Origin of the sequence: Staphylococcus marylandisciuri (assembly GCF_025519785.1) — a bacterium.
GTDB lineage: Bacteria > Bacillota > Bacilli > Staphylococcales > Staphylococcaceae > Staphylococcus > Staphylococcus marylandisciuri.
The window spans coordinates 106,995-133,413 of the sequence record NZ_JAOPKZ010000003.1 but is presented as its reverse complement, the minus strand read 5'-3'; the positions used below and the strand labels follow the sequence as shown (position 1 = coordinate 133,413).

The following is a 26,419-nucleotide window of genomic DNA, read 5'->3' as shown; positions in this document are numbered from 1 at the left end:
CAAATTAGATTTCTGTCCCGCTCCCTTATAGAATGTCATAAAGAAGTTTCCATTAACTGTGATAATTAAGTCGTATCATATTTATCTCTCTTTTTTTAATAAAATGACTCAACTTAGTTATCTGACTTTCTAATTCCCGCTACTCCATAATGCTCTTTTTTCATTTCCTCGATAATTACATGTATAGCTTCTTTGTTAGCACCCGTAGTTCTTTCGACTGCATCGGTTACTTCTGATACAAGATTTTTTAATTGCTCATCTGAGCGACCCTCTATCAATTTAACGTTAATAATTGGCATATATAACACTCCTCTAGTTTATTATCTCCTACATTATAGCATAGGTTTGATTTACTACTATTTTAGAGAACGTTTGTTCCTTAATGTGTTGATAAAGAACGTTTGTTCGTATATAATGGAAGTAATCTGAGGAGGGCAGTGTGATGTATGATTATAATCTATTAGAAGATAGAGATGTACTGTGTATTGATCAAACAAGTTTCTTTGCGAGTGTAGCATGTATTCAAAAGGGACTCGATCCTAAAAAGGTGAAACTTGCCGTTGTGGCAGATACGAAGAGACAAGGATCAGTAGTGCTAGCAGCTACACCCGAATTGAAGAAGTTGGGAATTAAAACAGGATCTAGATTATTTGAAATACCTCACCGAAGTGATATTTATATTATCAATCCAAGTATGAGAAAGTATCTTGAAGTATCTGTAGCTATAACGAAGATCGCTTTAAGATATGTTCCTCCTGAGGATTTCCATCAATATAGTATCGACGAATTTTTTATGGATGTAACAGATAGTTATTATCGCTTTAGTAGTACTGTCAAATCATTTTGTGAGCGCTTAATGAAAGAAATTAAAGAGGAAACTCAAATCGATTGTACCATCGGTATCGGTTCGAACATTTTGTTAAGTAAAATTGCACTGGATGTAGAAGCAAAGTGTAACAGAAGTAAAATAGCAGAATGGCGCTATCACGATATACCAGAAAAACTATGGCCAATAAAACCCCTCAGCGAATTTTGGGGTATTAGTAAACGCACAGAGAGTAAGTTAAATAAACGCGGTATCTTGACTATTGGTGATTTAGCTCGTTATCCGTATCGTTATTTAAAAAAAGATCTAGGTATTATAGGTGTGGATTTACATTTACATGCTAATGGTATTGACCATAGTAAAGTGAGAGAAAAATATGAGGCTGTCAACTCATCAATTTGTAAAAGTCAAATTCTTATGCGAGATTATCGACTCGATGAAGCAAAGGTAGTTATGAGTGAATTGATTGAAGATGTAGCGAGTCGCATTAGAGCTCGCAACCAACTCGCTAGAACAATTCATTTTTCTTTTGGTTACAGCGACGGCGGGGGAGTGCACAAGCAGTATACTTTAGACGACCCTACTAATTTAGATAAAGATATTTTTAATGTGATAAATCACTTTGCTGATAAGTTATGTGACCCGACAGAGCTTTATAGAACCTTAAGCGTATCGTTAACACAGTTTATTAATGAGAGTGATCGACAGCTTAATTTATTTATTAACGAAGATGAACGTACGAGAAAGGAACGCTTAGCAAAGACAATAGATCACTTACAACACAAATACGGCAAAGGTGTAGTATCAAAAGCTATATCTTATACAGATGCCGGAACAAAACACGGACGCTTAGGCTTAATGGCTGGGCACAAGATGTAGTAGAGATAGAAATTATTTAACTTCATTCAGGCAGAAGTTGTCTATCCTCTATGGGTGGGTGATGAATGCCGTTCGGTATGGGGATTACTGTTGGTGACTCGAGAGCCGACATGTAAAGCTTAGCGCTTTTTATTTCGTTCTAAGTTATAACAAACCAACTTTTGTGAGAATGGCAGCTCTTATTATATGACTCTAGTTGAGTGCTATCACGATACAGACCATGTTCATATGATGTTCAAAGCACAACCCAAAACAGCATTGATACAATTCATCAATGCCTATAAAAGTGCCGAGGCTGGGACATAACGGTCTTTGACTAGAGAGAATGAGGCTGGGACAAAAATCCCAGCATCTTTCAGCATCTTGGCAGTAGATGACTGATTTGAAAATGCGCTTGTATCAAGCTTTTTTCAATTCTAGTCATCCTTGCCGGGGCGGGACTACGAAATCTTTTTATTCAAATTAGATTTCTGTCCCGCTCCCTTCAACATCTCGGCAGTAGATGACTGATTTGAAAACGCGCTTGTATCAAGCTTTTTTCAATTCTAGTCATCCTTGCCGGGGCGGGACTACGAAATCTTTTTGTTCAAATTAGATTTCTGTCCCGCTCCCGTTGTGAAATCATAAACTGGCTAAAAGAATTTCTGATGTGTCGTGGTCTAGCTTTGTGACTAAGCTACAATACAAAGCTGATTGGTATGGACGTGAAATAATCAAGATTGATCAATGGTTTCCATGAAGCCAAATCTGTTCAGAGTGCGTACGTAATGATGGCAAGAAAAAACTCAAAGTTCGAGAATGGTCTTGTCCTATTTATTATGTTTACCATGACCAACATATCAACGCGAGTATCAATATTTTGACGGAAGCTCTACGACTACAGCACTCAACATAAAGAGAATCAAGAACCATAGGAACTGTGGGGATAGCTAGGTCGATAAGAGCAACCGTTGTGAGGCAAGACATACACTTACAAGTACGCTCTATTCTCAAGAAGCTCCTACTTCAAGCGCTAAGCATCGTTAGGTTGAGCTAACTGGTGAGTAATTTTCACATCAAGTAAGCAGAATGACTCATATTATTATGTTAAATGAAGTACGCATATGAATTCTAGACTTATTGTTGTTCATAAAATTATTATGTAAACTAAATACGTGAGTAGTATTACTGATGATACGATAATAGATGAGCAATTATTCTGAACTTTCTATTGACAATTTATTAAACTATCGTTAATATTTAGTCTATAGTTTAATATCTTTAACACATAGAGATGAGTAGTTAGTGATTGTCGTAATTTACAGAAAGCTAATGGGTGATGGAAATTAGCACGTTTCGCTGAACGAATTGGACTCTATAGTGGACAACTTTATATATAGTTATTAAGTGAACTTATATGTTAACTAAGGTGGCACCACGGTAACGCGTCCTTATAGATCGCGTTATCGTGGTTTTTTAATTAACTATTGCAAATAAAATGAAGTATGTATTATATGTGTACCGTCAGAAAGCTAGTGGTCGATGAAAACTAGCATACTTTAATACAGAAATTGGGTTTTATTGAAGAAAATAAATAACGTTTAAGAGAACAAAGTACGTCAACTTTGTTAATTAAGGTGGTACCGCGCATGTAAAGCGTCCTTGTTTTTACAAGGGCGTATTTTTTTATAGGAGGATGATGAGAATGAAAGTTTATTATGAACGTCTTAACGCAGAAGTTACGCCAGAAGCTTTCGCACGGTTAAGAGAAAAGAAAATCGTACTTGAAAGTGCAGATACGTCAAAGCACAAGGGACGTTATTCAATTATTGTATTCGACAGTTATGGAGAAATAATGCTCAATGAAGATAAGTTAACTCTAAATACTAACGATAACCACTTAAATATAACCGAACAACCTTATGAGTACTTAAAGGACTTTATCAATCGATTTAAAACTTCAGTAGAAGACGAAGAATTAGGATCGCTACCTTTTATAAGTGGTTTCATCGGCTCATGTAGCTTTGATTTAGTCAGACATGAGTTTCCTATTTTACGAAAGTATCCATTAGAGAGTCACCCTCATCATGATGTTCACTTTTATATGGTTGAAGATGCCTACGTATTCGACCATTATAAGGAATATTTATATATAGTGTCGACAAATCTTTTCTCAAATGAACCTAAGGAAGCGTTAGTTTCTAGGGTAAAAGAAAATGTAAAAAAACTAAAAGACATAGAAATATTTAAAGCTCCAGTTCACTTTAGTCAACACGAAAAACAAATTGAAAGCAATATTCAACCTCAAGCTTTCCTTTCAAATGTTAGAAGATTGAAAAAATTAATTTGTAAAGGAGATATGTTCCAAGTTGTACCGTCCATTATTTATCGATATGCACATGGTTTCAATGAGGAGAGGATGACATTGAGCTATCAACTTTATCAAAATTTAAAACGGCAGAACCCTAGCCCATACATGTATTATATGAATTTTAGCGAACTGATTATTGTCGGAAGTTCACCTGAAAGCTTTGTTAAAGTTGAAGATCGTATGGTAATTACAAACCCTATTGCTGGAACGATTAAAAGAGGTAAGAGTCATAAAGAAGACTTGGAAAATGAAAAAAGTTTAATTTCAGATGAAAAAGAGCTGAGTGAGCATCGCATGCTCGTTGATTTAGGGAGAAATGATATTCATCGTGTTTGTAAACGAGGAACGTCCAAAATGAAAAAGTTGATGACTATCGAAAAATACGAACATGTGATGCACATCGTTAGTGAGATTAGTGGTGAGCTTCCGAAAGATTACTCTCCTATGTCAGTAATAGCTAGCTTATTACCTACAGGTACAGTCTCAGGAGCACCTAAGCTGAGAGCAATCCAACGCATTTATGAAACAGAGAAATCAAAGCGAGGTATTTATAGTGGAGGGATAGGTTATATCAATTGCACTCATGATCTAGACTTTGCACTGGCTATTAGAACGATGATGATTGATAAAGATTATGTAGACGTACAAGCAGGGTGTGGGGTCGTTCACGATTCAATACCAGAGAAAGAGCTTGAGGAAACGAGGCTTAAAGCGAAGAGTTTGCTGGAGGTGACACCATGATTTTAATAATTGATAATTATGATTCGTTTACTTACAACCTTGTCGATATAGTGAGTCAACACGTGTCAGCAGAAGTGAAATACGTGGATGATCCTGACATATTCAAACTTGATAAGAGTGAAGTAGAAGGTGTGATCTTATCGCCAGGACCGGGACATCCACTTGATACAGATCTTTTGATTAATATTATTGACTTTTACAGCAGCAAACCCATATTGGGCGTATGTTTAGGGTCTCAAGCACTAACTTGTTATTACGGTGGTGACGTGTTACAAGGAGAAAATATTAAACATGGAAAGACCGACCAGTTCAAACGCTTAGGAGAATCTAGACTTTTTAATAGAGTACCGAAATATTTCGAAATTATGCGTTATCATTCTTTAATTAGTCATCCTGATACGTTTCCGTCAGTGTTAAATATCACTGGTACTACATCGGATTGTATACAATCTTTTGAACATAAGAAGTTTCCGCACTACGGTATTCAATTTCATCCAGAATCGTTTGCTACTGAGTTTGGAGAGGAGATTCTTTTAAACTTTATTAACATCACTCAAAAGGAGGGTACTCAACTTGAGTATAATTGAACAACTTAACGCTTATAAGCCACTTAATCAACAAGAGATAACTGAGTTTGTAACATTGTTACTTTCAAATGAGGACGAGGATGTTAAAGCGACTTACTTACAAAAGTTCTCGGACAAACCAATAACCCAAGAGGAGTTAACTTACCTTACAAGGTCTCTTATTAAGACGACTTACGACCCACAACCATATATTCCTAAAGGTATGTGTATATGTGGAACTGGAGGAGATAAATCCAATAGCTTTAACATTTCTACTACCGTTTCTTTTGTCGTCGCTTGTGCTGAAATCCCAGTAATTAAACATGGTAACAAAGGTATTACTTCATCGTCTGGAAGTACGGATCTTCTAAAGGCGATGAGTATAAAGACCTCTAAAGTTAAAGAAGTATCAAAGCAGATTGAAGCGCATCATCTTGCGTTCTTAAGTGCAACAGAGACTTTTCCTATTATGAAACGACTTCAATCGGTAAGAAAGCTAATAAATTCTCCAACTATTTTTAATATTACCGGCCCTTTAATTAATCCTTTCAATCTCGATTATCAGATGATGGGTGTCTATCAAGCTAGGTACTTACCGCAGATTGCTCAGACGCTCAAGGATTTAGGGAGGAGACGAGCAATTGTAGTTCACGGAGCGGGAGGCATGGATGAGGCTACTTTAGCAGGGGAGAATATCGTCTATGAAATATCAGAAAATGATGTGCTTAGATCCTATACAGTGAAGGCTGAGGAGGTAGGGTTAGAGCCAGCTAGTAACTCTGAATTGATAGGTGGCACGCCTGAAGAGAATCGTTTAATTTCTGAAAGCATTTTAAAAGGGGAAGAACAGTCAGCTAAGTTAGATGTAGTGTTGCTCAATGCAGCGTTAGCCTTATATGTAGCAGAAAAAGTACCGACAATTATAGAAGGGGTTAATCTAGCACGTAAAATTATTTTTGAAGGTAAAGCTTACGAAAAATATTTACAGTTAAAGGGGAAAAGTTATGACTATATTAGATGAGATTGTTTCCTACAAAGAAGAATTAATTCGAGAGGGTTATTATAGCAAGAAATTAACTACTTTAAGAGATGTGGATATAAAGTACAAAAAACCTTTCTTAAATAGGATTAGAAATTCTAACACTATAAATATAATAGCTGAAATTAAGTCCAAAAGTCCTAGCGTTAAGACGCTACCCGCAAGAAATTTAAGTGCTCATGTTCGAGCTTATGAGCGTTATGGAGCTAGTGCTATTTCAATATTAACAGATGAAGCATATTTCGGAGGAAGCTTTGAACGCTTACAGAGTTTATCTGAGGAGACTGCGTTACCAGTTCTTTGTAAAGATTTTATTATAGAACCTATTCAAATCGATGTAGCAAAAAAAGCAGGTGCTTCAATCATATTACTCATCGTAAATATACTAAGTGATGCTCAGCTTAAAGCACTATATAATTACGCGACAGAGAAAGGTCTAGAAGTATTAGTTGAAGTTCATGATGAGAAAGAGTTGGAACGTGCACATGATTTGCAACCGGAAATAATCGGTGTAAATAACCGAGATTTACACAATTTCTCAATAAATATAGAACAAACGAATAACATTTTAAAAGATAATATGCAGAACTGCTGTTATATATCAGAAAGTGGAATTAAATCCTCTGACGATGTTCATAAGATTATCAATTCGGGGATAAATGGCGTGTTAATTGGTGAAGCCCTAATGAAATGTGAAAATTTAGAAGACTTCTTACCGAGCTTACAACTTCAGAAGGTGAAACGATGATAGTAAAATTTTGTGGTTTTACTTCCTTAGCGGATATAGAAAAAGTTAAATCTTTAGACATAGATATGGTGGGATTCATTCATTATAAAAACAGTAAACGATACGTATCGGTAGGTGAAATAAAAAAATTGATGCTACAGCTTCCGAAACATATCGATAAAATAGTTGTGGTTGTAAACCCTACGATGAGTACAATAGATCAGCTTGTTAATGAAACTGATTTAACTACTATACAGCTTCATGGAGAAGAGAGCGTTGAATGTGTTCAATATATACGAAAACGATACTCTCACGTAAAGATTATAAAAGCAATTAGTGCCACAAGTTACAAAAACATTAAGAGTAAAGTTGCGTTTTATCAGAACTACGTTGATTTATTTATCATTGATACACCTTCCAAACATTACGGAGGCAGTGGTAAAAGTTTTGATTGGAATATCCTTAATGAATTAAATGATACTCCGTTTCTTATAGCTGGTGGAATCAATGAAGACAAAATTAAGTTAATCGAAGAGATGCACTTATCACATGCAGGCTATGACATAGCTAGTGGTATTGAAACAAAGGGCTGTAAAGATAAAAATAAAATGATAAAAATAATCGAACAAGTCAAAGGAGTGAAATAAATGAAATCGAGTGAGTTTATTAATATTAAAACTGAAGTAGATGAGTTAGGTTTCTTTGGAGATTTTGGGGGTCAGTTTGTACCTGAAACGCTAATACCAGCCGTTAATGAGTTGAAAAAAAGTTATCTAGAAGCAAAAGAAGACCCTGAATTTCAAAAAGATTTTAATTATTACTTAAAAGAGTATGTCGGTAGATCAACTCCATTAACCTATGCGAAATCTTATTCGGAACATTTGGGTGGTGCAAAAATCTATCTTAAAAGAGAAGATTTAAATCACACAGGTGCTCATAAGATTAATAATGCTTTAGGGCAAGCTCTTCTGGCTAGACGAATGGGGAAAAAGAAATTAGTTGCAGAAACTGGAGCAGGTCAACACGGTGTAGCTAGTGCAACGGTAGCAGCTTTATTCGACATGGAGCTCGTTGTCTTCATGGGGGCTGAGGATATTAAGCGTCAAGCTCTCAATGTATTTAGAATGGAATTGCTTGGTGCTAAAGTTGTCTCAGTGACTGAAGGGCAAGGCACACTGTCGGACGCAGTTAATAAAGCGTTGCAGTATTGGGTCAGTCACGTAGATGATACGCATTATTTGTTGGGATCAGTGATGGGGCCAGATCCATTTCCAACGATGGTAAGAGACTTTCAAAGCGTTATAGGACAAGAGATTAAAGCACAAATCGTTGAGAGAGAAGGGCGTTTACCCGATGCGATTTTGGCTTGTATAGGTGGCGGTTCGAATGCTGCGGGTACATTCTACCCCTTTATTAAAGAAGATGTAAAGTTGTATGGCGTAGAAGCAGCAGGTGAAGGTGAGCATAGTAACCGCCATGCGTTGGCATTAACGAAAGGTCGTCCAGGTGTACTACACGGCTCAAAAATGTATTTACTACAAAGCGATGACGGACAAATCCAGTTAGCACATTCTATTTCAGCCGGCCTAGATTATCCGGGTGTAGGACCTGAGCATTCTTACTACCATGAGCTAGGTAGAGTGAATTATGTATCAGCAACTGATGAAGAAGCGATGGAAGCTTTACAGAACTTTACTCAAGCAGAAGGGATAATCCCAGCTATAGAAAGTGCTCACGCGCTTAGTTATGTAGAGAAATTAGCGCCTCAAATGTCCTCTGAAGAAATTATAGTGGTTACCGTATCTGGACGAGGTGACAAAGATATGGAGACGATCCGAAATTATATTCAAGGAAGGGAGGAAAATCATAATGAGTAAATTATTTATCCCCTATATTATGGGAAATAAAAATCTCATGAAAAATATTCAACTGTTGAGCGATAATGGAGCAGATATAATTGAAATTGGTATTCCCTTTTCAGATCCAGTTGCTGATGGTCCTACAATAATGGAGGCTGGTTGTAAGGCTATAAAAGAAGGCGTCAATGCAGATTATTTGTTTACAGAATTGAAAAAACATAAAAATGAAATTTCTTCAAAATATGTTCTAATGACCTACTATAACATTATTCATCATTATGGTGAAAAGGCGTTTATAAAAGCATGTGAGGAAGCAGGTGTGTATGGAGTTATCGTTCCTGATTTACCATTTGAGCTAATCGAACAAATGAAAGAAAGGAATATGAAACGAAATGTAAAGCTCATTTCCTTGATTTCTATGACAGCTTCTGAACAACGCATTAAATGTATAGCTGAGAAAGCAGAAGGCTTCGTGTACACCGTCACTATGAACGCAACTACTGGAGAGAATGGTAAGTTTCATCCTGATTTAAAGGCGCGTATTCAAGCAATTAAGAATTATACAACTCTACCGGTTGTAGCAGGATTTGGTATACGCACCCCAGATCATGTACGAGATATAAGTTCTGTATCAGATGGTGTGGTCATTGGTAGTGAAATTGTTAGACAGCTATATGACAATGGTGAAAATGAAGTAATTAAATATTTAAAATCAATACGTGATACTTTGAACCAAACTAATTAAGCTAAAGGAACTCACAGGTGATCCATGTTAGGAAAATCCTTTTTCAGGGTATAGCTTATAGCGATAACAACTATTTAAATTCTAGATAGAGGTGTTTCAAGTGAGTAAAAAAGTCTTATTTGTACTAACTAGCGCAAGTCAATACTCAGATGGAACTGAAACTGGACTATGGTTAGAAGAAGCAAGTGAACCGTATCAAATTTTAACTCAGTCTGATATTAAAGTAGATGTTGTATCCGTTAAAGGTGGAGAAGTGCCTATTGATCCTAATTCCACTCAAAATGGAGAATTAGAGAAGTATAATGACTTTGTTGACCTTATCAAAGATGTACCCTCAATTGATTTAGTTAAAGTGAATGAATATGATGCTATCTATCTGCCTGGTGGGCATGGTACCGTATTTGATTTTGCTAATAACGAGCAATTATCAGAGTTACTTGCTCAATTTAAAGAACAAGGTAAATATATCACTTCTGTTTGTCATGGCCCAAGTGCTTTTGTAGGAGCTAAAGATAAGAATGGGAAATCACTTATAGAAGGTGTAACTCTGACGGCTTTTACTGATAGTGAGGAAAAAGCGATGGGGCTGGATGAAAAAGTTCCATTTCTGACACAAACTCAATTAGAGAATCAAGGTGCGGATTTCAAACCTGCAGATAACTTTACTTCTCATATCGAACAGGATGGCCAATTTATCACCGGCCAAAATCCTCAATCAAGCGCAGCTATCGGCGAAGCCCTCCGAGATCAGTTGCGATAAAAGTTAATTTAGAGTGCTTAGGCATCAATATGACTATCTAATTAAGCTATTCCACATGTATTAACTGCCTAGTAGCTCTCTGCACTTCAAAGAGTATACAAGCATCCTAGTTAGCTCTGCTTTGGGGGTGTGACATTGAGATCAATTGATTTCTGTCTCACTCCTTTTTCACTTATATATAGCTGAGTAACTTAATGAAGCATCCAAGACATACCCGGTTATTTGACTGCAATAAGAAGTTAATTAGCGTGATGTTAGCGTTTAGTACATGTGAGACTCACATTTTAAAAATTTAAATGTTACAATGAGAAGTATAATAAAGATTTAAAATAGGTAAATGAACTTACCTTAGTGAATTAATTTCGTTTTAATCTTGAATATTGTATAATGAGCAAGATTGAAATTTATACATATATAAAGAGAATTATAACTAAGAAGAGGTAAGATAAATGAAATTTACTAATTTAACAGCGACAGAGTATGGAGCGTTTGTTGATGAAATGCCTAGTCATTTTACTCAAATGGTAGGTAATTACAATTTGAAAATAGCAGAAGGCACAGAAACTCATTTAGTTGGAGTGAAAGATAACGACAATAAAGTTATTGCAGCGTGTCTCTTAACTGCGGTGCCAGTAATGAAAATCTTTAAGTATTTCTACTCTAATCGCGGACCTGTCATCGATTACGATAATAAAGAACTCGTCTATTACTTCTTCAATGAATTAACAAAATATGTAAAACAACATCGCGGTCTATACCTTAGAGTTGATCCATATATGAGCTATCAGTACTTGGACCATGATGGTAATGTTCTAGCTAACGCCGGTCACGATTGGATATTTGATACTATGAACTATTTAGGATATCAACATCAAGGATTTTTAACGGGCTTTGATACTGTTCGCCAAATTCGTCATCACTCAGTACTTGATCTCGAAGGAAAGTCGGCAAATGATGTGTTAAAAGGAATGGACAGTCTCCGTAAGCGTAATACTAAGAAGGTTAAGAAAAACGGTGTTAAGATTAGAATGTTAAGTGAAGATGAATTACCTATATTCCGCTCATTTATGGAGGAGACTTCAGAGAAAAAAGACTTTGATGATAGAGATGATAGTTTTTATTATAATCGGTTAAAATATTATAAAGACAGAGCCCTCGTTCCTCTTGCTTATATTAATTTTGAAGAATATATTGCAGAACTACAATCAGAAAAGAAAAATTTAGAAAAAGAGATTAATAAAGCTGTTAAAGATCTAGAGAAAAGACCAGATAATAAAAAGTCACAAAATAAAAAAGATAATCTCGAACAACAACTTGAAGCGAATCATCAAAAGATAATTGAAGCAACAGAATTGCGCGAAGAGCACGGCGACGAATTACCTATTTCAGCAGGGTTCTTTATTATAAACCCTTATGAAGTCGTTTATTATGCTGGAGGAACTGCGAATGAATATCGTCATTTTGCAGGTAGCTATGCCGTACAATGGCATATGATCAATTATGCTCTCGAACATGGAATTAACCGTTATAATTTCTATGGCATCAGTGGTGATTTCTCAGAAGAAGCTGAGGATGCAGGGGTAATTCGATTTAAGAAAGGTTTCAACGCAGATGTAGTAGAGTATGTTGGAGACTTTATCAAACCTATAAATAAGCCTATGTATAAAGTCTATACTCTACTTAAAACGTTAAAGAACAAAGTGACTAAATCCTAATCTTACGAAGAAAGGACAAGTTGTACATGAAATTTACAGAGTTAACGGTTCAAGAATATGAAAATTTTGTTCGTAATCCTTCATTAGAAAGTCATTACTTCCAAGTGAAAGAAAATATTTCAACGAGAGAAAGAGATGGCTTTCAAGTAGTATTATTAGGAGTAAAAGATGACAGCAATCAAGTTATTGCAGCGAGTTTATTCTCCAAAATACCAACTATGGGTAGTCATGTTTATTATTCTAACCGCGGTCCTGTCATGGATTATGATGATTTAGGATTAGTTGATTTTTATTTAAAAGGTTTAGATCAATACTTACAACAGAACAATTGCCTTTATGTGAAACTAGATCCATATTGGATATATCAAATTTACGATAAAGATATCAATCCATTTTCTGAGAGAAGACCGAATGATGCGCTTATCAACTTATTTAAATCGCATGGTTATGAACATCATGGTTTTACGACTGAGTATGACACTTCTAGCCAAGTGAGATGGATGGGCGTGCTTAATTTAGAAAATAAAACACCAGAGTCAATAAAAAAGAATTTTGATAGTCAAAGAAAACGGAATGTCAAAAAAGCAATAAAATACGGTGTTAAAGTAAGATTTCTTGCAAAAGATGAGTTCCCTATTTTCTTAGATTTGTATCGTGAAACAGAGGCTAGAGCGGGCTTTGTCTCTAAAACAGATGAATATTTCTACAACTTTATCAATACATATGGGGATAAAGTATTAATTCCATTAGCTTATATTGACTTAGATGAATATATTGGAAACATTCAAGGTGAAATTAATGATAAAGAGAACCGTCGTGACCAGATGATGCAAAAAGAAAATAAATCTGAAAAGCAATTGAAGAAAATTGCTGAAATAGATAAGCAAATCGCGCATGATAAGAAAGAATTACTCAATGCCAGTGAGTTAAGACAAACGGATGGTTCGATTTTAAATTTAGCTTCTGGCGTGTATTTTGCTAATAGTTACGAAGTCAACTATTTCTCTGGAGGTTCGTCTGAAAAATACAATCAATATATGGGGCCATATATGATGCACTGGTATATGATCAATTACTGTTTAGAACATGGCTATAGTCGATATAATTTTTATGGTTTATCCGGCGATTTCACAGAGAATAGTGAAGATTATGGCGTTTATAGATTCAAGCGAGGATTTAATGTTCAAATCGAGGAGTTAATAGGCGACTTTTATAAACCAATTAAAAGAGGCAAGTATTGGTTATTCAATACTTTAACTAAAGTTAGAGAAAAAATAGGTAAGTAACTCGTATAGAGAAGCCGATGGGTGCATGCACTCATCGGCTTTAAAAATTCTAGGGTGGGTATTGTGCACTAAAAGTTTGTGAGACCTTTTAGCAATATACAGAGCTTATCTATAGATTGAAACTATAGTTATGCCCTTGATTAAATTATAGCAGCTCTACACCATTTAGCAATATTACTTTAAATTATTATATAAATAATATTGCAATAAAACATAACATGATATGAAGTGTTATTATTATCTATTTAATTTTCAATATAGTCAGATCTTATATTTATAATGAATCAGAGATAAATAATGTTATGTTTAAGAAGTGAGGATTTACTGATAAGAGAAGGAGTAGGAGAGCTGAGGAAGTAAAATGATTGATATAGCTCTAATAAATTAGTTTAAATTAGTTAAGTTAGCATATACTCTGGTGTTAAATTTCGCATTGCGTCACCGATGAGAGAAACATGTAAAGTGTAGAGGTAATATAGAAGTTTGAATACTGATTAGTTACGATTCAAATGGAATGAAGAGTAAGAGGCTTGGACATAATGTAATGTCTCGCCTCATCAACATTTCGGCAGTAGATGACTGATTTGAAAATGCGCTTGTATCAAGCTTTTTTCAATTCTAGTCATCTTTGCCAGGGCGGGACTACGAAATCTTTTTATTCAAATTAGATTTCTGTCCCGCTCCCATTATTATGTAAACTTAAATATATAACTGGTACTTCTATTTCATTAATCGTAATTATTACTCTTTAAAATGATATAGCGTCTACTAAACTATTAAGCTTCAAATCTCAAAGCGCTAGTTAGTTATCATATCGAGTAAACAAACATATAGGTTAATGAGTGATTGTAATGCACGTTACAGCAATTTAACCGTTTTTTTATAACTATTCCACATTTGTTTCGCTTCTATGAACGACTAATCACTAGCTTGATAAGCGTGTAAGCAACTATTGTAGTCTTGTTATTTGCAATAATTAAATAGATATACTTACGTCTAGAGTACTGTAAGATAAATTTATAGTTTGGCAGACTATAATGATTTAAGTAGATTAAGTGTTTAGTAACGATGAGTAATTCGACGAACTATTGTTTCAAAGTGAGTTATAACTAAGCCAATTTCTTTTACGTAAAAATGTTCTTACTAAGTATATGATACATAGAATGTATTTATTTTAGTTAGTAGTTATAGAATAAAGCGAAGTTAAATAGTTTAACCAGAGAGATTTTTTAACTTTAGTTTACATAATATATATTATAGGAAGTTATACGTTGGAAAGAATTATGATATAATATCATTGCATGTCACTTAGCAGCGCACCCCTTGTTGTCATTACTATTAACTCAAGTAGCCGGAGGTTTTTGATATGTTCATTAGGCTGAGACATAAAGCTTTTGTGCTCTGGGAAGCTGATTAACGGCGTCCCAAAAGCAGGATTTTCAACAGAAACGCTCACGATTCGACAAAATTTGGAAAACAATTTTTGCTCATCGTTCGGTTCTGCTCAAATCCTAAACGCTTTTGTCCCGACCTCGAGAAATATTAAGTATTATGAAGACAATCCACAACAGCTTGAAAAAGATAAAGAGAAGTTTCTATCTAAAGAGGAATTAAGACGGCAAAGGTTCCGTGAGAATAAAAAACATGCAAATGCAACTAGAGATTCGTAAATCCAACTCATGATTACAAATTATAGGAATCATGCTGAGGTTAAATGTACTGGATAGAATGACTAGTTATCAACTATAAAATTTATTTCCATAATAAATAAGGAGGCTGGGACATAAATCCCAGCCTCTTCAACATCTTGGCAGTAGATGACTGATTTGAAAACGCGCTTGTATCAAGCTTTTTTCAAATCTAGGCATCCTTGCCGTGGCGGGACTACGAAATCTTTTTATTCAAATTAGATTTCTGTCCCGCTCCCTTCAATAACTTGTAGTTGAAATGAGTCAAGACTTAGATATTATATATCAGTTTATTTGTGGCGTTTAAATCTACTCAATGGTTTATCGCGAGATATTCTTTCAATGTTGTCACTCTCATTATTAAATTGTCGGTATTGCTCAATATCTTCTCTTGGAACACCGCCCTGCTTTCTGAGTTCTTTTCTACGTTTCTTCTCACGACGTTTTTTACGCCACTTTCTTGTAGAGAACCATGTTAAAAAACTTATAATTAAACTTAAAACACCTAAGAATGCGGCATAACCTAATAACGGTTCATAAGAAATATGTTGAAAGTTAGGAATGAGGAATGCTACTACACCTAATATAACGAAAGTGATAACTGCAGGCATTATCCACTTATTCAAAGCGAGATTATATATAAGTGTAAGAACCACCATACCTAACAAGGTATATGTCATATAATTTGGCATATCAAAGATAGTCATAAAGAATCTAACCTTTCCTATAATAACTTAATTCAAGTTTAGCTTATAATATAACATATGTGAATAATTTTCAGTTGTAGATACATGTAGTATGATCTAATTATACACGACGTGTACATTGAATTGATTCTCCCTTTACTATAGATAAATTAGTATATATTGAGAATTCATTTCTTTAATCTTATATCAAGGAGTGTTAAGCATGCAGACATCATTACCATTAAGAGAGCACGTTAACGACGAGGAAAAATGGGATATTAGTGAGGTCTTTTCAACGGATGAAGAATTCTATGAGACTATAAATGAAACGATTAAAGCTGTCCACACTTTTGAGAATAAATTTAAAGGGACGCTGAACAATGCTGAGCAAGTTATGAAAATTATGCCAGAGTATTCGCAGTTATTAATTAATTTAGATCGCTTAGTTAATTACGCAGAATTACGCTTAAGTGTCGATGCTACGGATGAAGCAGCTCAAACGTTAAACGCGAAATTAAACACTTCTATTGGAAAGATAACGAGCCCCCTTACTTTTGTAGAAGCTGAAATGAGTAACTTATCTATTGAAACGATTGAGGAACTCATAAAGACTTCTGATTATCCCCACTATTTCACTAAGATTAAAAATCGTAAAAGACATCAATTAGAACCTGTTGCCGAGGAAGTCCTCGCTCATTTTAGACCTACGTTTGAAAGTCCCTTTGATTTATATGGAACTACTAAAATGCTCGATATAAGCTTTGAATCTTTTGAACATCATGGTCATAAAATACCTATGGATTACGCTACTTTTGAAAATGAATATGAAGGTCATCCTGAACCTGAATTTAGACGTAAAAGTTTTAAACATTTTAGCCAAGGACTACGGAAGTATCAACACACTACAGCAGCAACTTACAACATGCACGTGCAACAACAAAAAATAGAAGCTACTTTGCGTGGTTATGACTCAGTTATAGATTATTTATTAGAAGAGCAAGAAGTGACACGTGAAATGTATGACCGCCAAATTGATGTGATTATGAGCGATCTCGCCCCTATTATGCAGAAATACGCACGCTTAATTAAAGAGATCCATCAATTAGATGAACTGCGTTTTGAGGACTTGAAAGTTTCTGTTGATCCAGAGTATGAACCAGAAATTTCTATTGAGTCATCTAAAGACTATATTTATGGAGCATTAAAAGTTTTAGGTACAGATTATGTAGACATGCTTGAAACGGCTTATCGTAATCGTTGGATTGATTTTGCTCAGAATAAAGGTAAAGAAACAGGAGCGTATTGTGCCTCCCCTTACGTCACTCATTCATATGTCTTTATTTCCTGGACAGGAAAAATGGCTGAAACGTTTGTATTAGCCCATGAACTTGGTCATGCAGGGCATTTCAAATTATCACAAGATAACCAACCTTATCTAGAGTCCGAGCCCTCTCTTTACTTTGTAGAAGCTCCCTCAACGATGAATGAAATGCTCATGGCAAATTATTTATTAGATCAAAGTAAGGATCCTCAATTTCAACGATGGGTTATCGGTTCAATGATAGCTCGAACATATTACCACAATATGGTGATCCATTTATTAGAGGCAGCTTATCAAAGAGAGGTATATAAAAAAGTAGACAATGGAGATTCTTTAAATGCGACGAGTTTAAATGCTATCACGAGAAATATATATGAGCAGTTCTATGGAGATAGTGTGAAATTAACAGAAGGTACAGAGTTGACTTGGATGCGACAACCACATTACTATATGGGATTATATTCCTATACTTATTCTGCTGGATTAACTATTGGTACAATCATGTCTCAACGTATCAGACATGAAGGTGTTCCAGCAATAAATGATTGGCTTGAAACATTAAAAGCGGGTGGTAGTCGCTCTCCTAAGGGGCTTGCACAACTCTCTGGTATTGACATTACTACGGATCAGCCTTTAAAGGAAACGATAAGATATATAGGTAAGTTAGTAGATCAACTTGAAAGCTTATCACAAGAATTAGGAACAATAGATTAGTGTTAGAATAAATGTCTTGAACTAGCATACGTATACTCGCTAATAAAAAAATAGCATCTTGTTTTACTGAAATAATCAGTACTAAACAAGATGCTATTTATAGTGAGTTTATTAATATATTGGCATCTCTTTAAACGCAGAAATGACAAGTTTTCAACCATAGTAAATAGCCACTATCATGTTTAAGATTTTATTAATCTAGATTATTTTTATATGATTCGTGGTGATCGCCTGTATAAAAGTAAATAATATTTTTCGCTATATTACCTATGTGATCGCCAATTCTTTCTAGATGACGTGCTGCGAGGTGGGCTTGGCCTGCTACAAAAGGATCATTATCAATCAAATATGTTGTATTAATGATATTTTTGTATAAATCATCAATATCTGAATCTCGCTCAATAATTTCACTCATCAATGCTAATTCTTCCTCTTTTATAGCATCGTTTAAATCTTCAAGCATTAGCAAACTCAACTGCCCCATCGTTTCTAATCGCTTCAACACATAGTGATCTTTAATAGGTGTTCGCAAACGTATTGAAGCTATGTTCGCAGCGTTATCCCCTATTCTTTCAAGATCGTTGGCAATTTTCAGCGAAGCCATGATTAATCTAAGATCTGAAGCTACAGGTTGTTGCTTTGTAATAAGCATAATGATATCGTTATTAATTTGGTTTTCAAAGCAGTTGATTTCTTTGTCTTTAGTGATGGTGTAGCGAGCATGTCTACGATCCTTATCACTAAGTGACTGAACAGAAAAGTAAATATTCATATAAACGCGCTTACCCATTCTTCTCAATTTACCTATCAGATTATTGATATCTTTATCATAACGGTATCTTATTGAGTTCATATTATCCAAATCTTCCTGAAATGTAATCTTCTGTCTCTTTGTCACTTGGTTGAGAGAACAATGTGTCAGTGTCATTGTATTCATTCACATAACCATTTAAGAAGAACGCTGTGTTATCTGAAACCCGAGCTGCCTGTTGCATGTTATGTGTGACCATGATGATAGAATAATCCTTCTTTAAGGTTTGGACTAACTCTTCTATCTTGAGCGTTGAAATAGGATCTAAAGCTGAAGTAGGTTCATCCATGAGAATGACGTCCGGTTCAATAGCGAGTGTGCGCGCTATACATACCCTTTGTTGTTGTCCGCCCGATAGACTATACGCGTTACGGTTTAACTTATCCTTTAGTTCATCCCAAATTGCTGCATCTTTAAGAGACTTCTCTACGATAGCATCTAGTGTTTTTTTATCTCTAATGCCGTGCATTTTAGGGCCATAAGTTATATTTTCGTAAACTGATTTAGGAAAAGGATTAGGGTGTTGAAAGACCATTCCAACTTTAGTACGTAACTTCTCTACCGATAAACGGGAGTCAAAAATATTTTGGTCACGATAAATAATTTTGCCTGCAGTCTTAACGCTAGGTACAAGTTCGACCATGCGATTTAGAGCTTTAATATAAGTTGATTTCCCGCAACCTGAAGGACCAATAATTGCAGTAACGGTATTTTCTTCAACATCTAGATTAATATTCTTCAGTGCGTGATGTTCACCATACCAAAGGTCTAAGTTTTGAGTAGAATAAACAATATCTTTAGCAGGTTTATTTTCTTTTTTAGGTTGGAAATCGGATAGCGTGTGTGCTACTCGAGATTTATTTTCTTCAGAAATTGTTTGTGTCATACTATCTCTCCCTTAACATGTATAAGCTTTTAGAACTTTTTACTAAATTTATTTCTCAAAATAATGGCTAAAGCATTCATTAATAATAAGATGATTAATAAGACAATGATACCTGCTGACGCAACGTTTTGAAATTCGTCTTGAGGTAACTTAGCCCAATTGTAAATCTGCATAGGTAATGCTTGGAACTGATCGAAAATACTTGATGGCAGAGCAAGTAATACAGTTGGAATGCCTACTAGAATAAGTGGCGCCGTCTCACCTAGAGCACGGGACAAAGCGAGAATGAAACCAGTTAATATGCCCGGCAGAGCTGCTGGTAACACTACTTTTCTAATTGTTTGCCATTTGTTAGCACCTAAACCATAAGAGGCGTCACGCATAGATTGAGGTACCGCTCTAATAGCTTCTTGACTAGCAACGATAATGACTGGAAGTATGAGTAGCGACATAGTTAACGCTGCAGCAATAACTGAGTTACCTAAACCTAATGAAGAAAATCCCATTCCTCTCACGAATATAGTTAACCCAAGCAAACCAAATACAACTGACGGGACGCCAGCTAAATTAGATATACTAACCTTAATGATTTGGGTAAATGCATTATCTTTAGCGTATTCTTCTAAATAAATTGCAGTACCTACACCGAGGATGATTGAAATGGGAATAATTGTCACCATCAACCATATCGTACCGACTAACGCACCTTTAATACCTGCTTCAGAGGGTGTAGATGATGAGAATGCAGTGAAAAAATGTGGTGTGAGATGCCCTACGCCTTTAATTAATGTATCAACAATCAATACAGCTAGAACGAGTAGTCCAACTAAAGTACATACCAATAACAGGTAGTGCAATAATTTATTAGTGATTAAGCGTTTAGAAATCTTTTGATCTACCTTCTGATTATCTATTAACTTTCTAGATTGCGCTGAAGATGTCATCTTAATACTCCTCTCTATAACGACGCGTGATCCAATGTGATACTAAATTCATGATGATGGTAAATAAGAAGAGCGTGAACCCTACGGCATATATACTGTAATAAGTAGTAGAACCAAATGTTGCATCGCCAGTAGCCACTTGCACGATATAACCAGTCATAGTTTGAATAGAATTAGTTAAATCTAAAGATGAATTAGGAGTACTACCAGCAGCTAATGAAACGATCATCGTTTCTCCTATAGCACGCGATATCGCGAGAACGATGGAAGCCATAATACCTGAAGTAGCAGCTGGCATGATCACCTTCCTAGCGACTTCAAACTTAGTGGCACCCATACCTAAAGCGCCCTCTCTTACCTTGTTAGGGACCGAAGACATTGCATCTTCACTCATACTTGAGATTAATGGAATGATCATTATGCCCACTACAATACCGGGACTAATAGAGTTAAAACTATTAATAGCAGGAAAGATACTTCTCAATAGTGGCGTCACAAAAGTGAGCGCGAAGAAGCCAAAAACTATTGTCGGTATACCCGATAATAGTTCGAGTGTAGGCTTAATTATCTTCTTAGCCATAGGTGACGCATATTCACTCAAATAAACAGCAGCGCCTAGCCCTATTGGTACGGCTATCAAAGCTGCAATGACAGTTATCTTAAGCGTTCCCAAGACGAGTGCCCAAATTCCATAAGAAGGTTTCGATCCGAATGGAGACCACTCCATTGAAAACAAGAATTCAGTGATAGGCACCCTTGTAAAAAAAGTAATTGTTTCTGTCAAAAGAGTAACAAGTATACCTATAGTGGTTAAAATAGATATTAGAGCGATAATAGCTAAAATGACTGGAGCGATTTTATCGCTTTTGAATGACTTTTTGTTTTGATTTTGAGCAATCCTTTCATTCACTTTTAAATTCGTCGTTGTCATATCATCCCTTCTTTCTTATAAGCTCCCAATAAATTAAGAAGATTGGGAAGAGGCTGGGACATGAATCCCAGCCTCTTCATCCTCTCGGCAGTAGATGACTGATTTGAAAACGCGCTTGTATCAAGCTTTTTTCAATTCTAGTCATCCTTGCCGGGGCGGGACTACGAAATCTTTTTGTTCAAATTAGATTTCTGTCCCTCTCCCTTTAATGAGGTTGAATCATGTCACTATTCGACTAGGATTCAACCTCTCCCAATCTAATTAATAAACATTATTTTTTATCATCTTTTTTATCTTTATTGTCTTTTTTATCGTTTTTAGAATGTTTTTTGATAAATTGGTCTAAATCGTGTTTTTCATCTTTATAATCTTTGTTAGGTAGTGCTACGAATCCAGCTTTCTCAGCTGACTTACCTTGATCATTTAAGACGAACTTCATGAATTTTTGGAACCCTTTATTATTTTCTAATTTCTTATTATTTGTATAGATAAAGAGCGGTCTGCTTAAAGCATATGAGCCGTCTTGAATCGTTTTCTTAGTTGGTTCAGACACTTTACCATCGTTATCTTTGATCTTAACTTCTTTTAACTTGTCTTTATTTTGTTCGTAGAAGTTGTAACCGAAGTAACCAATACCTTGATCATTATTTTTAACTGATTTAACAATAGTATTAGTATCAGCGTTCTTATCTGCTTTAATATCTCCGCCGTTCATGACTTCTTCAGTAAAGAAGTCATATGTACCATGTGATTGGTCAGGAGAGAATGCTTTAATCTTCTTATCTGGCCATTTAGAATTAACATCTTTCCAAGTTTTGTCTTTACCAGAGAAGATATCTTTTAACTGATCTTTCGATAGAGTATGAACGAAGTCATTATCTTTGTTAATTGCTATTGTTACCCCATCTTGAGCAATTTTGTACTCATTATATTTTATATTTTTATCTTGTAGTTTTTTCTTTTCTTCATCTTTAATAGGTCTTGAAGCATTAGAGAAATCTGTATTACCAGCGATGAATTTATCAAAGCCGCCACCAGTACCAGCAGTTCCTGAGGAAACAGTTATATCGTCATGTTTTTTAGAGAACTTTTCATTTAACTTCTCAATAATAGGACCTACCGTTGATGAACCATCGCCTTTGACTTTACTAGAGCTGCTATCATCTCCAGAGTTAGCATTGCCACCACCACAAGCTCCAAGTAGTAAAGAGGCACCGATAATTGTTGTACCAATAGATTGCCATTTTTTCATTCAGACATCCTCCTAAAAAATTTATCTATTAAGTTATGTCACTTAGTATCTTACAGGTAGTTTATTAATTAAAAATAGATCTAATGTAAAGATTAGGTTAAGATAGTGTGGACTTCGAAATATTGATGAGTAGTTTAGGGAAGTTTAATATCGAGATATGAAGACAGTATTTCTTTATAAGAGGAAGAACAGAGTGGAAAAGCTTACTGATCAGGACTAGGTTGAAACAAAAGTACTAAAGATTTGAGCACAACCGGGACATAATGGTCTTTGACTAGAGAGAAAGAGGCTGGGACATAATATAATGTCTCAGCCTCTTTAACATCTCGGCAGTAGATGACTGATTTGAAAACGCGCTTGTATCAAGCTTTTTCAATTCTAGTCATCCTTGCCGGGGCGGGACTACGAAATCTTTTTGTTCAAATTAGATTTCTGTCCCGCTCCCAACTAAAGATGACTTTCATCATTAAAGTTACGATCTCTAAGTAAGCGTGACTAAATTGCCGGCATTGTAAATTGTTATATTTAAGAGGTTCACGTACTCAACCTCGAATGACCTCTTTACAATACATAACTTTTATTCATCTCTCGAAGTGGAGAAGAAGTGTTCTAAACGAAGCGTTCTGTTAATCTTTCATTTGCTTCAGAACGTTTAGTTATCTTCTGAATAACTCCACCCCTTTTTAGTTAATAATATCTTACCTGTTTCAATTGAAATAATCTTTCGTTTATAGAGGTGGCCAATTGCACGTTTAAAAGCACCTTTGCTCATATTAAAGACCTCTCGGATAGCTTCTGGACTTGATTTATCCCAGAAAGGTAATTCTCCATCGTATTCAACTAGTAAATCAAATATAATCTGGCCATCATCGTCTAAACGTTCATGAGCAAGCGGGAGGAAGGAACCATTAAGCTCTCCTTTATCATTGTGTCCAATAATACGAACTTCGATAAGTTCACCTAATCTTGGTTCGCTCTTCCTTTCAGATTGGTGAACGAATATTTTATGTCCCTCTTTAGATAATAAGAATGAACCTACTCTGAGCAAGCGATATGGGCGCGCTTCTACTATGCTATTGTGATAAGAGTCATCGAATACGGGTGTATACATACGTTCAACTATTGTTTCAGAGGCTAAACGTGCAAACATTTGTCTTTGGCTATCAATTCGCAAAGTGACTAACACTTGATCTCCTTGCTTTGGCCAGAGCGTCTTAATACGTGGAAGATCTTCCCATGGGATGAGCACTTCGCGAGGTAAACCCACATCTACGTAAGCACCTTCTCTATCGGTTTTGAGGACTTTAACAAAGTCATATTTATCTCTTGTAATATCAGGCATGTTCTGTGTCGCAAATAAGTGACCTGATCGATTCGGATAGACAAAGAAACTATATTCCTCGCCTACTATAAGCTCATCATCCTCACTGATTTCAGAAGGGTTGAGCTTTACCACTTCATCGTTTGGGCCTCGTAAAATATAAGTCGATTGTTCAGTATCTACGACTTCGAGAAATTCTATCGTACCTGCGATTTCGTTTTCATTCTGTGCCATACTATTCTCCTTTGCACAAGTTATCAGTACTATTATAACATTGTTTAAACTGAGCAGCAGTAAAGTCATGATAGAAGCTTTCTTGATTATCGAAGAAGTACCTATTATATGTTATAATTTGTCCGTTACAAAAACGTAAAGGAGTTATGTCATGTTACAAGTTTCAGATGTGAGCTTGCGCTTTGGTGATCGTAAATTATTTGAAGATGTAAATATTAAATTTACTGAAGGAAACTGTTACGGATTAATCGGCGCTAATGGTGCAGGTAAATCGACGTTCTTAAAGATATTATCAGGTGAGATAGATGCACAAACTGGGCATGTATCTATGGGAAAAGATGAACGCTTAGCCATACTCAAACAGGATCACTTTGCCTATGAGGATTACAAAGTTATTGATGTGGTTATCCAAGGTCATGAAAAGCTTTATCAAGTTATGAAAGAAAAAGACGAAATTTATATGAAACCAGACTTCAGTGATGAAGATGGCATACGCGCTGCAGAATTAGAAGGCGAGTTTGCTGAAATGAATGGTTGGAACGCCGAAGCGGACGCGGGCTCACTCTTATCGGGTCTAGGTATACCAGCTGAGTTACATGATAAAAAGATGTCTGAGTTAGAAAATAATCAAAAAGTCAAAGTATTACTTGCCCAAAGCTTATTTGGAGATCCAGATGTACTACTACTTGATGAGCCTACAAACGGCTTAGATATACCCGCTATCAATTGGTTGGAAGATTTCTTAATTAACTTTGAAAATACTGTCATCGTCGTTTCACACGATAGACATTTCTTGAATAATGTCTGCACTCACATAGCAGACCTCGATTACGGTAAGATCAAAGTTTATGTCGGAAATTATGACTTTTGGTACCAATCCAGTCAGTTAGCTATGAAAATGGCTCAAGAACAAAATAAGAAAAAAGAAGAAAAGATTAAAGAATTACAGGACTTCATCGCACGCTTTTCAGCTAATGCTTCTAAATCTAAACAAGCTACTAGTCGTAAAAAGCAACTTGAAAAAATTGAACTTGAAGATATTCAACCATCTTCAAGACGTTACCCATTTGTGCGTTTTACTCCTGAAAGAGAAATAGGAAACGATTTATTATTTGTGAATAACGTATCGAAGACTATTGACGGCGAAAAAGTATTAGATGATATTTCGTTTACTATGAATCCTAATGATAAAGCGGTACTCATCGGTAAGAGTGAAATAGCTAAGACTGCCCTTTTAAAAATCCTCGCAGGAGAAATGGAACCTGATGAAGGCTCTGTTAAATGGGGTGTCACTACGTCTCGTAGCTATTTCCCTAAAGATAATTCAGCCTATTTCGACGGAGTAGATATGAACCTCGTCGATTGGCTCAGACAGTACGCGCCAGAAGACGAACAAACTGAAACATTTCTACGCGGTTTCTTAGGGCGAATGTTATTCAGTGGTGAAGAAGTTAAGAAAAAAGCAAGCGTTCTTTCAGGGGGCGAAAAAGTACGTTGTATGTTAAGTAAAATGATGCTTTCAAATGCCAATGTACTTCTTCTTGATGAACCGACGAATCATTTAGATCTTGAAAGTATTACGTCTGTAAATGAAGGATTGAAAAACTTCAAAGGCTCAATTATCTTTACTTCACATGATTTCGAGTTCGTTAACACGATTGCGAATCGTGTCATTGATATAGATCAACCCGGTGCTGTGTCTAAAGAAGTGCCATATAGTGAATATCTAGAAGAAATTGGTGTCATAAAAGGTGCTGGCCAGAATTAACTTTTGATTGACCTAGCGCCATAAGCTCAAACTCCATTTAACTTACGTTAGGATGTTGTTTAGGTTGGCGTATAAAAGTGGATAGAATTAAGGGAGCGGGACAGAAATCTAGTTTGAATAAAAAGATTTCGTAGTCCCGCCCTGGCAAGGATGACTAGAATTGAAAAAAGCTTGATACAAGCGCATTTTCAAATCAGTCATCTACTGCCAAGATGCTGAAAGAGGTTGAGACATTACATTATGTCCCAGCCTCTTTCTCTCTAGTCAAAGACCTTTATGTCCCAGTTTCTCTTTGTTGGGGCCCCTCCTCAAATGCTCGACGCTTTTATCCCAATCTCTGATTTGAAGTATCCCCCTATTTCATTCTATA

General features: G+C 35.7%; 21 protein-coding genes and 2 pseudogenes. 15 read left to right on the top strand and 8 right to left on the bottom strand.

Annotated features, from left to right (window positions below; all coding sequences use genetic code 11):
• Positions 1-113: 113 nt before the first annotated feature.
• Complete coding sequence (thmT, locus tag N9R04_RS02565; protein ID WP_262854940.1) at positions 114-299, bottom strand: 2-hydroxymuconate tautomerase; 186 nt, start codon at positions 297-299, stop codon at positions 114-116.
• Positions 300-442: 143 nt separating this feature from the next.
• On the opposite strand from thmT, the gene N9R04_RS02560 reads away from it, so the two are divergent.
• The 13 genes and pseudogenes from N9R04_RS02560 to N9R04_RS02500 all read left to right on the top strand — a co-directional run bounded on the left by N9R04_RS02560 (position 443) and on the right by N9R04_RS02500 (position 13,493).
• Positions 443-1,705 (top strand): Y-family DNA polymerase, encoded by a 1,263-nt coding sequence (locus N9R04_RS02560; protein ID WP_262854939.1) that lies wholly within the window; start codon positions 443-445, stop codon positions 1,703-1,705.
• 174 nt (positions 1,706-1,879) lie between these two features.
• A pseudogene (locus N9R04_RS02555) lies at positions 1,880-2,002 on the top strand (transposase); the annotation flags it as partial.
• 352 nt (positions 2,003-2,354) lie between these two features.
• Positions 2,355-2,600, top strand: a pseudogene (locus N9R04_RS11535) (zinc ribbon domain-containing protein).
• A gap of 789 nt (positions 2,601-3,389) precedes the next feature.
• Entirely contained in the window at positions 3,390-4,796 is a 1,407-nt protein-coding gene (locus N9R04_RS02545) for an anthranilate synthase component I (protein ID WP_262854938.1), read from the top strand.
• Entirely contained in the window at positions 4,793-5,383 is a 591-nt protein-coding gene (locus N9R04_RS02540; RefSeq protein WP_262854937.1) for an anthranilate synthase component II, read from the top strand. The genes N9R04_RS02545 and N9R04_RS02540 overlap by 4 nt, the downstream gene beginning before the upstream one ends.
• A complete protein-coding gene (trpD, locus tag N9R04_RS02535; protein WP_262854936.1) occupies positions 5,370-6,383 on the top strand; it encodes an anthranilate phosphoribosyltransferase in 1,014 nt (337 codons plus the stop codon). Before N9R04_RS02540 ends, trpD begins: the two co-directional genes overlap by 14 nt.
• Positions 6,367-7,149 (top strand): indole-3-glycerol phosphate synthase TrpC, encoded by a 783-nt coding sequence (gene trpC, locus N9R04_RS02530; protein ID WP_262854935.1) that lies wholly within the window; start codon positions 6,367-6,369, stop codon positions 7,147-7,149. The genes trpD and trpC overlap by 17 nt, the downstream gene beginning before the upstream one ends.
• The gene (locus N9R04_RS02525) at positions 7,146-7,775 is read left to right on the top strand and encodes a phosphoribosylanthranilate isomerase (RefSeq protein ID WP_262854934.1); all 630 of its coding nucleotides are present in this window, start codon (positions 7,146-7,148) and stop codon (positions 7,773-7,775) included. The genes trpC and N9R04_RS02525 overlap by 4 nt, the downstream gene beginning before the upstream one ends.
• Positions 7,776-9,005 (top strand): tryptophan synthase subunit beta, encoded by a 1,230-nt coding sequence (gene trpB, locus N9R04_RS02520; RefSeq protein WP_306439793.1) that lies wholly within the window; start codon positions 7,776-7,778, stop codon positions 9,003-9,005.
• The gene (gene trpA, locus N9R04_RS02515) at positions 8,998-9,732 is read left to right on the top strand and encodes a tryptophan synthase subunit alpha (RefSeq protein ID WP_262854933.1); all 735 of its coding nucleotides are present in this window, start codon (positions 8,998-9,000) and stop codon (positions 9,730-9,732) included. Before trpB ends, trpA begins: the two co-directional genes overlap by 8 nt.
• Before the next feature lie 100 nt (positions 9,733-9,832).
• Positions 9,833-10,492 (top strand): type 1 glutamine amidotransferase domain-containing protein, encoded by a 660-nt coding sequence (locus N9R04_RS02510; protein WP_262854932.1) that lies wholly within the window; start codon positions 9,833-9,835, stop codon positions 10,490-10,492.
• 449 nt (positions 10,493-10,941) lie between these two features.
• A complete protein-coding gene (locus N9R04_RS02505; protein ID WP_262854931.1) occupies positions 10,942-12,207 on the top strand; it encodes an aminoacyltransferase in 1,266 nt (421 codons plus the stop codon).
• 26 nt (positions 12,208-12,233) lie between these two features.
• Positions 12,234-13,493, top strand: coding sequence for an aminoacyltransferase (locus tag N9R04_RS02500; protein ID WP_262854930.1), 1,260 nt, complete (start codon positions 12,234-12,236; stop codon positions 13,491-13,493).
• A gap of 1,978 nt (positions 13,494-15,471) precedes the next feature.
• Here N9R04_RS02500 and N9R04_RS02495 read toward each other — a convergent pair.
• On the bottom strand, positions 15,472-15,888 hold the full coding sequence (locus tag N9R04_RS02495) for a hypothetical protein (protein ID WP_373316334.1): 417 nt from the start codon (positions 15,886-15,888) through the stop codon (positions 15,472-15,474).
• Positions 15,889-16,090: 202 nt separating this feature from the next.
• Between N9R04_RS02495 and pepF the strand changes: the two genes are divergently transcribed.
• Complete coding sequence (gene pepF, locus N9R04_RS02490; RefSeq protein WP_262854929.1) at positions 16,091-17,902, top strand: oligoendopeptidase F; 1,812 nt, start codon at positions 16,091-16,093, stop codon at positions 17,900-17,902.
• Positions 17,903-18,095: 193 nt separating this feature from the next.
• Here pepF and phoU read toward each other — a convergent pair whose 3' ends face one another.
• The 6 genes from phoU to N9R04_RS02460 form a co-directional block, all read right to left on the bottom strand.
• Positions 18,096-18,755, bottom strand: a complete 660-nt coding sequence (gene phoU / locus N9R04_RS02485; RefSeq protein ID WP_262854928.1) for a phosphate signaling complex protein PhoU — start codon at positions 18,753-18,755, stop codon at positions 18,096-18,098.
• A gap of 1 nt (position 18,756) precedes the next feature.
• Positions 18,757-19,599 (bottom strand): phosphate ABC transporter ATP-binding protein PstB, encoded by an 843-nt coding sequence (gene pstB, locus N9R04_RS02480; RefSeq protein WP_262854927.1) that lies wholly within the window; start codon positions 19,597-19,599, stop codon positions 18,757-18,759.
• 29 nt (positions 19,600-19,628) lie between these two features.
• Positions 19,629-20,543: a phosphate ABC transporter permease PstA gene (gene pstA, locus N9R04_RS02475; RefSeq protein ID WP_262854926.1), complete on the bottom strand. Its 915-nt coding sequence runs from the start codon at positions 20,541-20,543 to the stop codon at positions 19,629-19,631.
• A gap of 1 nt (position 20,544) precedes the next feature.
• Complete coding sequence (gene pstC / locus N9R04_RS02470; protein WP_262854925.1) at positions 20,545-21,474, bottom strand: phosphate ABC transporter permease subunit PstC; 930 nt, start codon at positions 21,472-21,474, stop codon at positions 20,545-20,547.
• Positions 21,475-21,745: 271 nt separating this feature from the next.
• Positions 21,746-22,726, bottom strand: coding sequence for a PstS family phosphate ABC transporter substrate-binding protein (locus N9R04_RS02465; protein WP_262854924.1), 981 nt, complete (start codon positions 22,724-22,726; stop codon positions 21,746-21,748).
• A 652-nt stretch (positions 22,727-23,378) separates the two neighbouring features.
• Positions 23,379-24,281 (bottom strand): CvfB family protein, encoded by a 903-nt coding sequence (locus tag N9R04_RS02460; protein WP_262854923.1) that lies wholly within the window; start codon positions 24,279-24,281, stop codon positions 23,379-23,381.
• Positions 24,282-24,432: 151 nt separating this feature from the next.
• On the opposite strand from N9R04_RS02460, the gene N9R04_RS02455 reads away from it, so the two are divergent.
• Positions 24,433-26,049, top strand: coding sequence for an ABC-F family ATP-binding cassette domain-containing protein (locus N9R04_RS02455; protein WP_262854922.1), 1,617 nt, complete (start codon positions 24,433-24,435; stop codon positions 26,047-26,049).
• Positions 26,050-26,419: the final 370 nt, after the last annotated feature.

Bases quoted from the DNA above. Each gene is read 5' to 3' on its own strand.
- thmT (WP_262854940.1), bottom strand. From the start codon at position 299: ATGCCAATTATTAACGTTAAATTGATAGAGGGTCGCTCAGATGAGCAA.
- N9R04_RS02560 (WP_262854939.1), top strand. From the start codon at position 443: ATGTATGATTATAATCTATTAGAAGATAGAGATGTACTGTGTATTGAT.
- N9R04_RS02545 (WP_262854938.1), top strand. From the start codon at position 3,390: ATGAAAGTTTATTATGAACGTCTTAACGCAGAAGTTACGCCAGAAGCT.
- N9R04_RS02540 (WP_262854937.1), top strand. From the start codon at position 4,793: ATGATTTTAATAATTGATAATTATGATTCGTTTACTTACAACCTTGTC.
- trpC (WP_262854935.1), top strand. From the start codon at position 6,367: ATGACTATATTAGATGAGATTGTTTCCTACAAAGAAGAATTAATTCGA.
- N9R04_RS02525 (WP_262854934.1), top strand. From the start codon at position 7,146: ATGATAGTAAAATTTTGTGGTTTTACTTCCTTAGCGGATATAGAAAAA.
- trpB (WP_306439793.1), top strand. From the start codon at position 7,776: ATGAAATCGAGTGAGTTTATTAATATTAAAACTGAAGTAGATGAGTTA.
- trpA (WP_262854933.1), top strand. From the start codon at position 8,998: ATGAGTAAATTATTTATCCCCTATATTATGGGAAATAAAAATCTCATG.
- N9R04_RS02505 (WP_262854931.1), top strand. From the start codon at position 10,942: ATGAAATTTACTAATTTAACAGCGACAGAGTATGGAGCGTTTGTTGAT.
- N9R04_RS02500 (WP_262854930.1), top strand. From the start codon at position 12,234: ATGAAATTTACAGAGTTAACGGTTCAAGAATATGAAAATTTTGTTCGT.
- N9R04_RS02495 (WP_373316334.1), bottom strand. From the start codon at position 15,888: ATGACTATCTTTGATATGCCAAATTATATGACATATACCTTGTTAGGT.
- pepF (WP_262854929.1), top strand. From the start codon at position 16,091: ATGCAGACATCATTACCATTAAGAGAGCACGTTAACGACGAGGAAAAA.
- phoU (WP_262854928.1), bottom strand. From the start codon at position 18,755: ATGAACTCAATAAGATACCGTTATGATAAAGATATCAATAATCTGATA.
- pstB (WP_262854927.1), bottom strand. From the start codon at position 19,599: ATGACACAAACAATTTCTGAAGAAAATAAATCTCGAGTAGCACACACG.
- pstA (WP_262854926.1), bottom strand. From the start codon at position 20,543: ATGACATCTTCAGCGCAATCTAGAAAGTTAATAGATAATCAGAAGGTA.
- pstC (WP_262854925.1), bottom strand. From the start codon at position 21,474: ATGACAACGACGAATTTAAAAGTGAATGAAAGGATTGCTCAAAATCAA.
- N9R04_RS02465 (WP_262854924.1), bottom strand. From the start codon at position 22,726: ATGAAAAAATGGCAATCTATTGGTACAACAATTATCGGTGCCTCTTTA.
- N9R04_RS02460 (WP_262854923.1), bottom strand. From the start codon at position 24,281: ATGGCACAGAATGAAAACGAAATCGCAGGTACGATAGAATTTCTCGAA.
- N9R04_RS02455 (WP_262854922.1), top strand. From the start codon at position 24,433: ATGTTACAAGTTTCAGATGTGAGCTTGCGCTTTGGTGATCGTAAATTA.